Annotated in this window: 12 protein-coding genes; 3 read left to right on the top strand and 9 right to left on the bottom strand. The window is 43.9% G+C overall.

The annotated features are described in order from the left end of the window. Positions 1-88: 88 nt before the first annotated feature. Together LDO37_RS04380 and LDO37_RS04375 are read left to right on the top strand one after the other, a co-directional pair. Positions 89-4,063: an AsmA family protein gene (locus tag LDO37_RS04380; RefSeq protein ID WP_126607876.1), complete on the top strand. Its 3,975-nt coding sequence runs from the start codon at positions 89-91 to the stop codon at positions 4,061-4,063. Positions 4,064-4,072: 9 nt separating this feature from the next. Further along, on the top strand, positions 4,073-4,447 hold the full coding sequence (locus LDO37_RS04375) for a hypothetical protein (protein WP_126607877.1): 375 nt from the start codon (positions 4,073-4,075) through the stop codon (positions 4,445-4,447). A 140-nt stretch (positions 4,448-4,587) separates the two neighbouring features. On the opposite strand, the gene nqrM is transcribed toward LDO37_RS04375, so the two are convergent. The 9 genes from nqrM to LDO37_RS04330 all read right to left on the bottom strand — a co-directional run bounded on the left by nqrM (position 4,588) and on the right by LDO37_RS04330 (position 12,566). Beyond that, the gene (gene nqrM / locus LDO37_RS04370; RefSeq protein WP_101113135.1) at positions 4,588-4,821 is read right to left on the bottom strand and encodes a (Na+)-NQR maturation NqrM; all 234 of its coding nucleotides are present in this window, start codon (positions 4,819-4,821) and stop codon (positions 4,588-4,590) included. A 15-nt stretch (positions 4,822-4,836) separates the two neighbouring features. Further along, positions 4,837-5,841 (bottom strand): FAD:protein FMN transferase, encoded by a 1,005-nt coding sequence (locus LDO37_RS04365; protein WP_126607878.1) that lies wholly within the window; start codon positions 5,839-5,841, stop codon positions 4,837-4,839. Positions 5,842-5,996: 155 nt separating this feature from the next. Further along, positions 5,997-7,220 carry an NADH:ubiquinone reductase (Na(+)-transporting) subunit F gene (gene nqrF / locus LDO37_RS04360; RefSeq protein ID WP_126607879.1) on the bottom strand — a complete coding sequence of 408 codons (1,224 nt, stop codon included), beginning with the start codon at positions 7,218-7,220 and terminating at the stop codon, positions 5,997-5,999. A gap of 17 nt (positions 7,221-7,237) precedes the next feature. Beyond that, positions 7,238-7,834 (bottom strand): NADH:ubiquinone reductase (Na(+)-transporting) subunit E, encoded by a 597-nt coding sequence (gene nqrE, locus LDO37_RS04355; RefSeq protein WP_006957944.1) that lies wholly within the window; start codon positions 7,832-7,834, stop codon positions 7,238-7,240. A gap of 7 nt (positions 7,835-7,841) precedes the next feature. Then, positions 7,842-8,474: an NADH:ubiquinone reductase (Na(+)-transporting) subunit D gene (locus tag LDO37_RS04350; RefSeq protein ID WP_101113138.1), complete on the bottom strand. Its 633-nt coding sequence runs from the start codon at positions 8,472-8,474 to the stop codon at positions 7,842-7,844. Beyond that, positions 8,474-9,262 carry a Na(+)-translocating NADH-quinone reductase subunit C gene (locus tag LDO37_RS04345; protein ID WP_101113139.1) on the bottom strand — a complete coding sequence of 263 codons (789 nt, stop codon included), beginning with the start codon at positions 9,260-9,262 and terminating at the stop codon, positions 8,474-8,476. The genes LDO37_RS04350 and LDO37_RS04345 overlap by 1 nt, the downstream gene beginning before the upstream one ends. Continuing rightward, positions 9,252-10,496 carry an NADH:ubiquinone reductase (Na(+)-transporting) subunit B gene (locus tag LDO37_RS04340; RefSeq protein WP_126607880.1) on the bottom strand — a complete coding sequence of 415 codons (1,245 nt, stop codon included), beginning with the start codon at positions 10,494-10,496 and terminating at the stop codon, positions 9,252-9,254. Before LDO37_RS04340 ends, LDO37_RS04345 begins: the two co-directional genes overlap by 11 nt. A gap of 3 nt (positions 10,497-10,499) precedes the next feature. Beyond that, the gene (locus tag LDO37_RS04335) at positions 10,500-11,840 is read right to left on the bottom strand and encodes a Na(+)-translocating NADH-quinone reductase subunit A (RefSeq protein WP_104399112.1); all 1,341 of its coding nucleotides are present in this window, start codon (positions 11,838-11,840) and stop codon (positions 10,500-10,502) included. Between the two features lie 411 nt (positions 11,841-12,251). After that, positions 12,252-12,566 (bottom strand): BolA/IbaG family iron-sulfur metabolism protein, encoded by a 315-nt coding sequence (locus LDO37_RS04330; protein WP_101113142.1) that lies wholly within the window; start codon positions 12,564-12,566, stop codon positions 12,252-12,254. A 238-nt stretch (positions 12,567-12,804) separates the two neighbouring features. Between LDO37_RS04330 and LDO37_RS04325 the strand changes: the two genes are divergently transcribed. Continuing rightward, positions 12,805-13,941 carry a methyltransferase gene (locus LDO37_RS04325; protein ID WP_126607881.1) on the top strand — a complete coding sequence of 379 codons (1,137 nt, stop codon included), beginning with the start codon at positions 12,805-12,807 and terminating at the stop codon, positions 13,939-13,941. The last annotated feature ends 131 nt before the right edge of the window (positions 13,942-14,072 follow it).

Here is a 14,072-nt window from a genome sequence, read left to right as displayed (position 1 = left end):
TACTTGGGTATAACTTTATATTTTTGCTTGGGTCTGTGCTATTGTCCTTTGCGCCTAATATGACATCAGACACATCGTATAACGTGCTATGAATACGCCAACAGCAACCAAAACTAAAATGCCATTTGTTCTGCTTCGTACCGTGAAATATTTGGGTATAGCCCTTCTTTCACTTATCGCCATACTGGCAATCGCGCTTACCGTTGGGTTCAACATAAACCTAACGCCGCATAAGCAAAAAATCACCCATATTCTCGAAAGCCAAATCAATCGTTCTGTCAAAATTGATGGTGATATCCGATTTCATGTATCGTTTAGGCCTGAGTTGGAAATCAACAATATTGAAGTCGCGAATATTCCTTCAATAGAGTGGCAACCGCTACTGCGCGTGGGGCATGCTTCGGCCAAAGTGGCGATATTCCCCTTATTCGAAAACACGCTATTCATTGATTACATTGATTTGGAAGGGATCCATCTCTATCTAGCAAAAGATATGGATGGCAATGAAAACTGGGCAATTGGAAAGCAGGCGGAATCTGTTGCTCCCCAGATAACCAATGCAGCTCCAGAAAGCAGCGACAATTCAGATAGCCCCTTAAATTCAGACAGCAAGCTAACACATTGGACGGTCAAACTCGGCGAGAAAGCCGTAGCCAAAAGCTTGAGCGTGATTTACGAAGATCAGAATACCCAAACTTATGTGGACTGGTTTCTGGATGAGTTTGATTTAACCAAAGATGATAAAATTTGGCATCTCAACACCAAAGGGGCAGCATTAGGTCAAGAGTACAACCTGAGTGTCACGGGTGAAATTGAAAAGATCCTCAATGCCCAAACAGGCTCCCTTGATATCAAAGGTCATTTCGCAGGTGCTTCTCTGGAATTCAATTCCAATATTCAACCAAACGGGAAAGCGCTTTCAACGGCAAACATCCAATTAGACTGGCTCGACACACAGCCTATTGAAGCCTTGCTGGGGCTCTATGTCTATCATATAGCTCCGCTTAGTATCTCCGCTGATATATCGGCAAAACAAGGTGCACTGCACGTTAAATCGCTTAACGTGGATAGCCCCATTACACAAGCAGAAGGGTATCTGGACATTGCACTTGGTGACATCAACACCATTGATGGCAAACTCACGATTCCTGTGATCGATCTTAAGCCTTGGCTTCAACCAGAGCCAGAACAGCACATGATGGGTTATGCGTCGGCTCCACAGCAAAAATCCCCACTACAACAAGCTCTTGATCAGTGGCTAGTCTCTACCCAAACCAATCTGTCGGTCTCCATAGGAGAAATATTAGGTCTCGGTACGGAAATAAAACATCTATCCCTTGCCGTCGTTGGTGAAAAAGGCACATTGAACGCGCCTGTTTCTGCTGATATTGCTCAAGTTCCTTTCAGAGGAAAGGCATCAATTGACGCAACAAAATGGTCTTCAACTTTAAATATAGAGCTTGGTGCTCAAGACTCCCCACTTGGTGAACTCGCTCATTGGCTGGCGGGTATTGAAGAAGCGGATGGTCACCTTGAAAGTGCGTTACTGAGTGTCCAAACTGAAGGCACCAAACTTAAGGAATGGATAGACAACAGCCACCTCGCTTTCGCATTAGATGATGCTGCTATATCTTGGGCAGAAGGTGCAAACTTTGCCATTGAGAAAGCGCGATTTAAAGCAGGAATGAATCAACCTGTCGATGTTGATATTCGCGGTAACCTCCAAGGTGTACCTGCGACCATCACAGCTAAAGCGGGTGCACTATCAGATATTATCAACAAGCGGGATTGGGAAACGACCATCACACTAGACAGCCCGATCCTGAATATTCACGCGTTTGGCTCTCTCCCTGAAACACGCTGGCAAGTTGGTAGCCAATTTAAGCTGGACATATCGAGCCCGAATATCGCAAAACTTTCACCTTGGTTAGGTACGCAGTCAGGGGCTAGCGGACCTCTAAAGCTCAATGCGACCTTGGAACATCAAAATGAATGGCTGACACTGTCTACTCAAAACCTTCGTATTATGGACAGTAGAGGGACGTTAGCGCTCAAATGGTTAAATGACACTAAACAGTCATTTGTGGACATTGATGCTGATTTTTCCAAATTGGATTTCAATCAACTCGCATTGCTAGCACAAGAAGAAACGTTACCAGAAGTAGAACAAGCCATACCGACTCAAGGGGTCAACCTTTCCGTTCCAATCTTGAGAAACGACATTAATATTGTCGATGCAGATATCGACCTAAATGTCGGTGATATGCGATGGTCCAATCAAAGCCTCAAGCACATCACCTTTTCGGGGAAGCTTCGAAACGGCATTATGAAACCAGCTCCGTTTTCAATGCACCTCGCCGACAATCTAATGACAGGCGATCTTGCTGTTAGCATCAACGCTGCTCAAATATCCTCAACGCTTAACCTTAAAGCTGACTCACCAAATATTGCCGCGGTCGCCCAAAGCTTTGGTATCGCCGATGATATGGATATGGCATTAGATAGTGCCCGAATAAGCTTAACGCTTTCAGGGAAAACGTTACTTGAGTTCATGGAGATGACTCAAGTACAAGCTTTACTTGAAGGCGGGTATCTCAAGATTCCGGATATCTACACCGGAAAATCGATGGACATTCGCATCTCAGAAGGACGTTTCCATACAGGACCAGAGCTCAACACAGAGCTGTTATTGACCGGTTTCGTACAGGATAAAAAAACAACGCTGAGCATCCAATCGGTTTCTCTAAAAGAAGCCAATAGACTTTCAGAAAGCTTACCTGCTAATCTCCTTTTCACCCTTGGTGACATAAAAATTGAAGCCTCAACGGACATTGCACTACCTCTGGACTTCACTCAATTGGAACTTCAATTAAACGCGGCTGTTCCTAATTTGGAGAGACTTAACGAGTTCACAGGGGTCAAGCTTCCGCCTTATGGTCCAATCGATTTATCGGCCAAGCTATCGCTAGATGATGTTCAATACCAATTACAGCAACTTGTCCTCAATATTGGTGAGAGTGAACTTATTGGTACTGGGCAATTACGCCCATTAGGGAAATATTCTCGCCCTGATATAGCACTAAGCCTGTCATCATCGTTAATTCAAATGGACGACTTTAAAGTTGGCAACTGGAAAGCTTGGATACCGAAGGCGACTAATCAAGAAGCCTCAAATCATAAGCCAACAGTTAAAGAAGGCACAACACAACCGCTTATCGTCAGCCCTGAAGGCTTATCATGGGCAAATGTAGAAATGAGTTTAGAGGTAAATAATGTTCGTTCAGGTAATGATTGGCTAGGCGCAACATCCGCGAAGCTATCGCTATTGGACGGAAAATTACGAGTCTCTCCTTTAAAAATCAGTATTCCTGGTGGTTCGGTGTCTTTGGCTGGACAAATTGAAGCTCAGCAAGACCAGTTCGATATTGCGATTCAAGGGCAAGTGCATCATTTTGACTACGGTATCATCGCTAGACGTATCGATAATAAGACAGATATGGGCGGAAATCTCAGTACTTACTTTAATTTGACCAGTTTGGCCAATACTCCTGATAGTCTTATGAATAACGCGAATGGGTTTATTGGTTTTTCTATTTGGCCACAAGAGTTTGAAGCGGACTTAATCGACCTTTGGGCTGTCAATCTTACCGATGCAATATTGCCTAGTTTTACTAAAGAACAGGAATCGGTTCTGAATTGCGTGGCTGGCGGTTTTGATATTACAAATGGTGATTTGCAACAGCGAGATTTGTTATTGGACACAACACGTATTCAAGTAAATGGCAACTTTTCAGCCTCTTACTCAGATAGGACGTTTGATCTTTATCTCGCTCCAAGACCCAAATCGGCCCAGATATTCAGCCTTCAAACACCAATTGAAGTTTCCGGTAATTTTGAAGACTTTGACTTGAGTGTGCCATTTTCTGCCATTTTGGAAACGTCTGTACGCTTCACTACCAGCCCTGTTATTTCACCGATTCGTTGGCTAGTTGAAAAACCGCTTGATAGCGATGGAAGCCACCTGTGTGAAATGATTTCGCGCGGAACCCCGATAAAGAAGTAAAGGTGCAGAATGAACATTCAGATGACGTGTTTATTATTGGTCGCTGCCAGCTTTCCGGCGGCAGCCAATTTTGACTACAAGGCGTGTATTACGCTAGAACAACAAGGTCAACGCCACTATTTTGAAGCGTTTCTAGAAGCGAATGAGTGGGGAGCAGCCGTATCGGGAAACTGCAAATTCCTCGCGAAGATAACGCCAGATTCTTTAGGTAATGCCGAGCTGATTGGCAGCGTGACCTGTAATGAAAAAGGTGCTCCAAGTTCTTTAGAATTGCCGGCGCTGACGCTAAGTACAAACGATGGCAAAAAAGCTCGTATGAAAATCAATACAGAGAATGGGGCAACATGGCGCTACTCTGTTACGCTAACCAGTCCGTCGATTTAAATGCTGGCTTTCTAGCTTCGTCTTTGCCGCTTTAGCTAACGACAATAGGCGCGACCCCACCTCCCTCTGAAAACAAAAAAGCTCAGCAATGGCTGAGCTTTTAACATCTTCGACTTTATCTGCTTCTTAAGCTAAAGATCTTAGAGAATTTTATCTTTTTCCCAAGCGGCAATTTTTTCAGCGCGTATTGCCTCGCGTGCTTCACGCTTTTTACGCGCATCACAAGGTTCTGGGCAGTTACACACTTTATCAATGCCGACAGCATCTAAGCCGCCACAACTTCCTTTAACGACTTTCTTTTGGAAAATGTAACCGACAGACATGGCGGTGACAATTGCCAAGAAAAATCCAAATGTAACGATAAACGTAGCCATTGCTCACGACTCCTATTATTTATTTAAATACTTCTTAAATGCGTCTGAATAAATTTCTTCGAACCCTTGCTCTGTTTTTACAATGATCATAACGGCAAGGTCATTTTCGTTCGCGATTTCCAGACCAGCGTCTTCACCTAACACCATAATACCAGTAGATAAGCCATCAGCTGTCATACTAGAAGGGTGAAGCACCGTCACCGAGACCACTTTATGGTCGATCGGCTTTCCTGATTGTGGGTTGATAATATGCGAGTATCGAATACCATCCTTTTCAAAATAATTTCGGTAGTCCCCGGATGTAGCAATCGCCATGTCACCAGGTTCAATAATTTCTTGAATTGCACGCTCTGTGGTTGAAGGCTTTTCAATGGCAATTCGCCATGCTTCTTCGCTTTGATTTACACCTTTTAAGCGAATCTCACCACCAATTTCAACCATGTAATTATGAATGCCTAGCGACTCAACATAATTGGCAACAACGTCTACCCCCCAACCTTTTGCAATGGTAGAAAGGTCAACGTACAGCTCCGGCAGTGTCTTTGTCAGAGTCTTAGAAGTCGCGCTTAAATGTGATATTCCCGTCATGGCTTTTCGTGCACTCAGTTCTTCATCACTTGGCACCACTTCCGGTCGAGCTTCTGGTCCAAAGCCCCATAAATTAACGAGAGGACCAACAGTCACATCCAATGCACCACGAGTAAGCTCATTCAGGCGAATCGCTTCTTTCACTACGATTGCGGTTTCAGCGGAAACCTCAAATGCTTCGTTACCTTTGTATTGGTTAAAACGACTAAGCTCTGAATCCTTGCGATACGTCGACATCTGGTCATTCACTAATTCCAGTAATTTATCGACTTCTTTCTGAATATCGGCAGATGCAGGCGCACCATCGACCTCAATATATTTAATATTGTAAGTCGTTCCCATAGTAGGACCGGATAAGTGGATTTGTTCTTTCGGCTGGCTACAACCGGCTAGAAACAATAAGGAAGTTAAGACAACAAGCCAGTATTTCACTTGCTCACTCCTGCTTATAATTATTTAAGTTGATAGAGAAAAATACCCAATACTTTAGCGTCTGTTGTTCTGGATACTATTCTGTAGCAACTTGATTTACAAAAATAAATGGCTGACTCATACGAGTCAGCCACAAATCAATCACTTAGATGGGTTTAGCCACCGAAGTCATCCAGTAGGATGTTTTCATCTTCTACACCAAGATCTTTCAGCATGCCGATAACAGCCGCATTCATCATCGGTGGACCACACATGTAGTACTCACAATCTTCAGGAGCATCGTGGTCCTTCAGGTAGTTTTCGTACAATACGTTGTGGATGAAGCCTGTGTAACCTTCCCAGTTATCTTCTGGCATTGGATCTGATAGAGCACAGTGCCAAACGAAGTTATCGTTTTCAGATTGCAGGCCATCAAAATCTTCTACGTAGAACATCTCACGCTTAGAACGTGCACCATACCAGAATGACATCTTACGGCTAGAGTTCAGACGCTTAAGCTGATCGAAGATATGCGAACGCATTGGCGCCATACCAGCACCACCACCAACGAATACCATTTCAGCATCCGTGTCTTTCGCGAAGAATTCACCAAATGGACCAGAGATCGTACACTTGTCACCTTCTTTAAGAGACCAAATGTACGAAGACATGATACCAGGTGGTACATCAGGATTATTAGGCGGCGGCGTAGCGATACGCACGTTCAACATAATAATGCCTTCTTCTTCAGGGTAGTTAGCCATTGAGTAAGCACGAATGGTTTCTTCGTTCACTTTAGACTCATAGCGGAACAGGTTGAACTTGTCCCAGTCTTCACGGTATTCCTCTGGAATATCGTAATCAGCGTATTTCACGTGGTGAACTGGCGCTTCGATTTGAATGTAACCACCAGCACGGAAAGGTACTGATTCGCCATCAGGGATCTGAATCTTAAGTTCTTTGATGAATGTCGCTTTGTTATCGTTAGAGATAACCGTACATTCCCACTTTTTAACGCCGAAGATTTCTTCTGGAAGCTCGATGTCCATGTCAGTTTTCACTGCCACCTGACAAGCCAGACGCTCACCTTCACGGGCTTCACCTTTAGTAATGTGATCAAGTTCTGTTGGTAGAATGTCACCACCACCAGATTTCACTTTCACACGACACTGACCACAAGAGCCACCGCCACCACAAGCAGATGAAACGAATACACCAGCGCCAGCAAGAGAACTTAGCAGCTTGCTACCTGGTTGAGAAACGATCGCTTTTTCAGGATCGCCGTTTACGGAAATGGTAATGTCACCTGTTGGTACTAGCTTAGATTTGGCAAATAAAATAACCAAAACTAGGGCTAGAACAATCAGTGTAAACATCACTACACCAAGAATAATGTCCATTGACTATTCCTTATGCCTTACAGTTGAACACCAGAGAATGACATGAAGCCCAGTGCCATCAGACCTACAGAGATAAATGTGATACCAAGACCACGTAAACCTGGAGGAACGTCTGAGTACTTCATCTTCTCACGAATACCTGCTAACGCAACGATAGCAAGCATCCAACCTACACCAGAACCGAAACCGTACACGACGGACTCAGCAAAGTTGTAATCACGCTGCACCATGAAAGATACACCACCGAAGATTGCACAGTTAACTGTGATCAACGGAAGGAAAATACCCAGTGCGTTGTACAGAGGTGGGAAGAAACGGTCTAAAACCATCTCTAGAATCTGTACCAATGCTGCAATTACACCAATGAAGGTAATGAAGTTCAGGAAGCTCAGGTCAACACCTTCAACCAGAGCGTTCTCTTTAAGCACAAGGTTGTAAACCAAGTTGTTTACTGGTACTGCGATAGTAAGTACTACGACAACAGCGACACCTAAGCCAAAAGAAGTCTTAACTTTCTTGGATACCGCAAGGAATGTACACATACCCAAGAAGAAAGACAGTGCCATGTTTTCGATGAAAATCGATTTAACTAGCAGACTAATATAATGTTCCATGACGACCTTACTCCTTCGCTTCTACTTGTTCTGGCTTGAACACACGGATCGCCCAGATTAGGAAACCGATCAAGAAGAATGCAGATGGTGCCAGAAGCATTAGACCGTTTGGTTGGTACCAACCGCCATTACTTACCAGCGGAAGTACTTCCATACCAAATAGCTTACCGCTACCAAATAGCTCGCGGAAGAAACCAACTGTAATCAGTACAAAACCGTAACCAAGACCGTTACCAATACCATCAATTAAAGACGGTAGAGGTGCAGATTTCATAGCAAATGCTTCTGCACGACCCATTACGATACAGTTTGTAATGATCAGACCAACGAATACAGACAACTGCTTAGAGATATCGTATAAGTAAGCTTTTAGGATTTGGTCTACCACGATTACCAAAGAAGCAATGATCGCCATCTGTACGATAATACGAACACTGTTTGGAATGTGGTTACGGATCAGAGAAACAAAGAAGTTTGACAGTGCCGTTACGAAAATAACCGCAAGTGTCATTACAAACGCTGTTTCTAGTTTGGTGGTTACTGCTAGTGCAGAACACACACCAAGTACCTGAAGCGCGATTGGGTTATTATCCAATACTGGCGCTAAGACACTCTTTTTAATATCTTTTGCACTAGACATTAGTTCAGACCTCCGTCACGAACTTTAGCTAGGAATGGACCAAAGCCCTTCTCACCCAGCCAGAAGTCGAATGTACCCTGAACACCGTTACCAGTTAGTGTTGCGCCAGATAGACCATCAACACCGTGCTCAGAACCGGCTGGTGCGCCACCTTTAACAACCTTGATTGCTGGCTGGTGGTTTTCGTCGAATAGTTTCTTACCTACCCACTGTGCACGCCAAGTTGGGTTTTCAACCTCACCACCAAGACCAGGAGTTTCACCTTGCTCGTAGTAAGTAATACCCGACACTGTGTTACCGTCAGTTTCAACAGCAACGAATGCGTACATCATTGACCATAGACCAGTTCCATGGACAGGGATAATAACTTTAGAAAAGTCACCGCCATCTTTAACTAGGTAAACCGTTCCTAAGTTTGCACGACGAAGGATCTTTGCTTTGTCGTCTTCAGACGTCAGTTTGATCGACTGAGAAAGATCTTTAGAGGCTTTACGCTGATCGTAATTTGAAGCAGTTAAACCGTCTTCAGTTTCCTGAACGTATTCACCCGTGTTGAAATCAACCAAGCGAGGTTCGATTTTTTCACCAAACAGTTCACGAACTTCAGCTGGGCTGCTGGCTTGGTAGCCTGCAACTTCAACAATCTTGCTTTGCTTATCCAGAACAGCATTTGCCTTCTGTTGACCACGTAGACCTACGGCTGCTGTTGATACGACGATTGAACAAACCAAGCTCAATCCGACAACAACACCCAGCGTCTTTTTAATGCTATCGTTACTACTTGCCATAACGTGCTTTTCTCCGCTTGATGTTCTTCTCGATCACGACGTGGTCGAACAGAGGTGCGAATAGGTTCGCAAATAGAATCGCCAGCATCATACCTTCTGGGTAAGCTGGGTTAACCACACGAATCATCACACACATTGCACCAATCAGTGCACCGTATGCCCACTTACCTTTATTCGTAAAGGAAGCAGATACTGGGTCGGTTGCCATGAAGAACATACCAAATGCAAAACCACCTAAAACTAGGTGCCAATGCCACGGCATGCTGAACAATGGGTTAGTGTCTGAACCAATGACGTTGAACAGGAATGACGTCGCCACCATACCTAAAAGAACACCAATGATGATTCGCCACGAGGCAACACCGATATAAACAATAAACGCAGCACCGATCATAAGCGCCAGAGTCGACACTTCACCGATAGAACCTGGGATATTACCTAGGAAAGCATCCATCCAAGTGATTGCATCACCTGTGATCGTGTTCACTAGCGCGCCGTTACCGCCTTGAGCCCATTGGCTAAGAGCAGTCGCACCAGAGAAACCATCCGCCGCAGTCCAAACTACATCACCAGAGATTTGTGCTGGGTATGCAAAGAATAGGAACGCACGACCAGCAAGCGCTGGGTTAAGGAAGTTACGACCTGTACCACCAAAGATTTCTTTCGCAACTACAACACCAAAGGTAATACCTAGAGCTGCTTGCCAAAGAGGAAGTGTTGGCGGAACGATTAACGCAAACAAGATTGAAGTAACAAAGAAACCTTCGTTTACTTCGTGCTTACGAACCATACAGAATAGAACTTCCCAGAAGCCACCTACCACAAAGACTGTTAGGTAAATCGGTAGGAAATAGGTTGCACCAAGAATCATCTTGGTTCCCCACCCGGCTTCAACGGAAACTGGACCGGCAATCATCTCTGTCAGCCAATAGTGCCAGTTGCCAGCGACAACATTCGCTAGTTCTGCACCTTGGTAAAGATGATTAAGACCCATAACTGCTTGGTTACCTGCGTTGTACATACCCCAGAAAATTGCTGGGAACGTCGCAAACCAAACCATGATCATGATGCGTTTTAAGTCAACGCTATCACGAACGTGTGAACCACGTTTTGTCACCAAGCCAGGTGTATAGAATACTGTTGCTACAGCTTCGTACAGTGCAAACCATTTTTCATGTTTGCCACCAGGTTCAAAATGGTGCTCTATATCTTCAAGAAACTTCTTTAGGGCCATGACTTAACCTTCCTTCTCGATCTTGTCTAGACATTCACGAAGCAACTCGCCGTAATCATATTTACCTGGGCACACAAACGTACACAGTGCTAAATCTTCTTCGTCCAGCTCAAGCGCACCGAGTGACTGAGCACTATCAGTATCGCCGGCACATAGGTCACGAAGCAGCAGAGTTGGTTCCATATCCAGTGGTAATACCTTCTCATAGTTACCGATTGGCACCATAGAACGATCACTACCGTTGGTCGTTGTTGTCATGTTAAACAGACGCCCTGAGAACAGGTGACCAAAATATGCACGAGTAATAGAGTATTTGTTCTTACCAGGCATCGCCCAGCCAAATAGCTCTTTTTCATAGCCTTCACGAAGTGCAGACACTTGAAGGTGGTAACGACCAAGGAAGGCATGAGGACCTTTCGCTTGAGTACCAGCTAGTACAGAACCAGAAATAATACGTACATCACCAGGCATCATCTCACCATCGGTAAGCTGATCTAAGTTTGCACCCATTGTTGTACGTACTAGACGAGGGTTGTTTACCACTGGACCTGCCAGAGAAACAACACGGTCTGAATAGACTTCACCAGTAAGGAAGAGATGACCGATTGCAATCACATCTTGATAGTTGATGCTCCAAGCAACGTATTCTTCGTTAACTGGGTAAAGGAAATGCATGTGTGTACCAACAAGCCCTGCTGGGTGTGGTCCATCAAATACATGTTCTTCAACATTTGATTGAGATGAGCGAGGAAGGCTTTCGCCATTCTTACACACTAATACTTTGCCATCCGTTAGACGTGAAAGAACGTCCAAACCGGCAGTGAAAGCATCAGACTGCTCGTTAATGATCACTCCAGCATCTGCCGACAATGGGTTGGTATCCATAGCGGTTACAAAGATAGCTTGAGTTGAAGACTCGATCGCGGGAACCTTGCTGAACGGACGAGTACGGAGTGCAGTCCACGCGCCAGAATTAACCAGTTGAGTTTTGATCGCTTCACGTTCAAGGCTCACTAATTTATCGGCTGTGTAACTGTCAAAAGTCACTTTCTCGTCACCAGAAACTTCAATCACTACAGATTGAAGAACGCGCTTTGCGCCTCGGTTAACTTCAATGACTTTACCACTTGCTGGAGAAGTAAATAACACGCCTGGGTTCTTTTTGTCTTCAAAAAGAGCCTGACCTTTCTTCACTTCATCGCCTACGCGAACATGCATCGTAGGACGCATTCCAACGTACTCTTCGCCAAGCAAGGCGACTTTATTGATGGACTTGCCATCACTTATCACCTGGGATGGAACTCCAGAAATTGGAATATCCAAGCCCTTATTTATTGTAATCATACGCACTTGCACTACTTTATCGGGAAAAAGATTCTTTTAATTGCGTAAAAGTTAGACACGACATTTTGTGTCCGGTTTTGACCTGACACCCTGGTCAAAATCGCAACATCCTCTTAATTAACTCGTCACAAAAAATAGCGAGTTTTATCAGGTGCGATAGTCTAGCATCTTTTGTGAAGGTGATGCCATGACCATGCATTGGATAAATCTGTAATTTTTTGTATGTTGGTTATAGATTAGCTAACCAAAGTGAATAAGTTTGAACTGTCGCACAAATGTTAATATTTCATAAAAATATTTAGACTTAAGCCATTCATTTTTATTTATATGTTTTTTTTAACAATTCACTTCTTTAATATTCATTCACTAAACGAGTAATTGCACAAAAAAGGCAGCCACGCCGCCTTAAAATCACCCCAGTTTGCTTCCACCCAAACACATTGGGCTCTCTGGAGCACCATCCGTTTGTTGCAACCATTCTGATTCAGTATAGGTATGAATAGAGAGAGCGTGTATGTGATTTTCTAATTCTTCTATCAATACGCCATTAACTTTGCGGTGACGAGCAACCAGTCTCAAGTTTTCAAACGCTTGGCTGACGATGATCACTTTAAAGTGACTTTCAGAGCCTTTGGGGACGTTATGCATGTAGCTTTCATTAAGAACTTCTAAGTGCTTTGGTTCAAACGCACTGCGCAATTTTTCTTCAATGATTTCATGAATCATATTTATTCCTTGCTCAATTTTTGTTTGATTATACCTTACTGACGATCGCCCGCTATGTCCTTGTTATCAATATCACAACATTCTAAGGTCAGATAACCGCTCAAGGTGGCTTTTGAAGAACAAGCCCTTCGCAGCACTCCTCTTTTCTACTCATTCAAGCGAATTGTATTTATTTTCATTTCTAGAATTTGCCGCTTTCTGCGACAATGCGCTCTTAGCCCATAAGAAACCAAGCACAATGAATACCGAGCTACACATCGACGGTCGCACTTTAACGCTACAACGCTTTCCCAAACGAGCACAAGAAACACTTCAGGCATGGAATGCGGGTGACGAATACCTTATTAATTACGTTGAGAACGAGCTTAAAGTTTCAGACGGAAAAAAAATCCTTATTCTGAACGATAACTTTGGGGCTTTATCTTGCTGGTTTTCAGAAAAACATCACGTCACGATGATGACGGACTCGTTTGTATCGCATCGAGGAACACTGAAAAATCTGCAACGGAATCAATGCAATAAAGTCGACTTTCTAACCAGCTTGGAATGCATCCCTACCGATATCGATTTAGTGCTTATGCAGATACCCAAAATTAATCGATTTTTAACGTATCAGCTCAGCCAATTGCGGTCGGTGTTACCTTCACACTGCAAAATAGTGGCAGTGAACAAAGTTAAAGAAATACACACATCCACATTAAAGCTGTTTGAAAAACACCTTGGTACCACAACGACCTCTCTTGCGTGGAAAAAGCACCGTCTTGTATTCTCGACACCGAACTCTCCCGTCAGCCATAAGGCAGAACCTGAAACTAAATGGGAAGTGGACGGTGAAAACTTTTCTCTAACCAACCTCGCTAATGTCTATTCCGGAGAAGCGCTCGATTTAGGTGCGCGCTTTATGCTTGAGCACATTCCTCAAAACCCTGAGCTAGAGCACATTCTCGATCTTGGTTGTGGTAATGGCGTTCTTTCTGTTAAAGCAGGGCAGTTAAATCCTCAAGCAAGTATTACCTGTGTAGACGAAAGCTACATGGCTGTGGAATCGGCTAAGCGCAATCTCACAGAAACTCTGGGTGAAGATCGCAATATCCAGTGTATAGCCAATAATTGCCTTGATGGATTTGAAAAAGAGAGTACTTACTTAGTGTTATGTAATCCTCCATTCCATCAACAACAAGCCGTTACAGACCACATTGCGTGGCAGATGTTCTGTGATGCAAAGCATGTTCTTAGTAGTGGAGGGGATTTATTTGTTATTGGTAACCGTCACCTAGGCTACGATATAAAACTTGAACGCTTATTTGGAAAATCGCAGGTTAAGCTCGTCGCATCGAACCGTAAATTTGTTATATTACAAGCCACTAAAAAATAGGGTCTGTTGACCTTTCGAGCTGATTTTTGCAGCGAATTGTGGGTTCTTTATACAAGGCAGCGCTTATTCGGTGTAGTCGCTCTACATCAATAAGCGATAACGCAGTAGAAAGAAGCCACAAACGCTGCCCA

This window comes from Vibrio penaeicida, from assembly GCF_019977755.1.
Lineage (GTDB): Bacteria > Pseudomonadota > Gammaproteobacteria > Enterobacterales > Vibrionaceae > Vibrio > Vibrio penaeicida.
The sequence above is the reverse complement of the archived record's forward strand: the minus strand, read 5'-3'. Positions and strand labels throughout refer to the sequence as shown.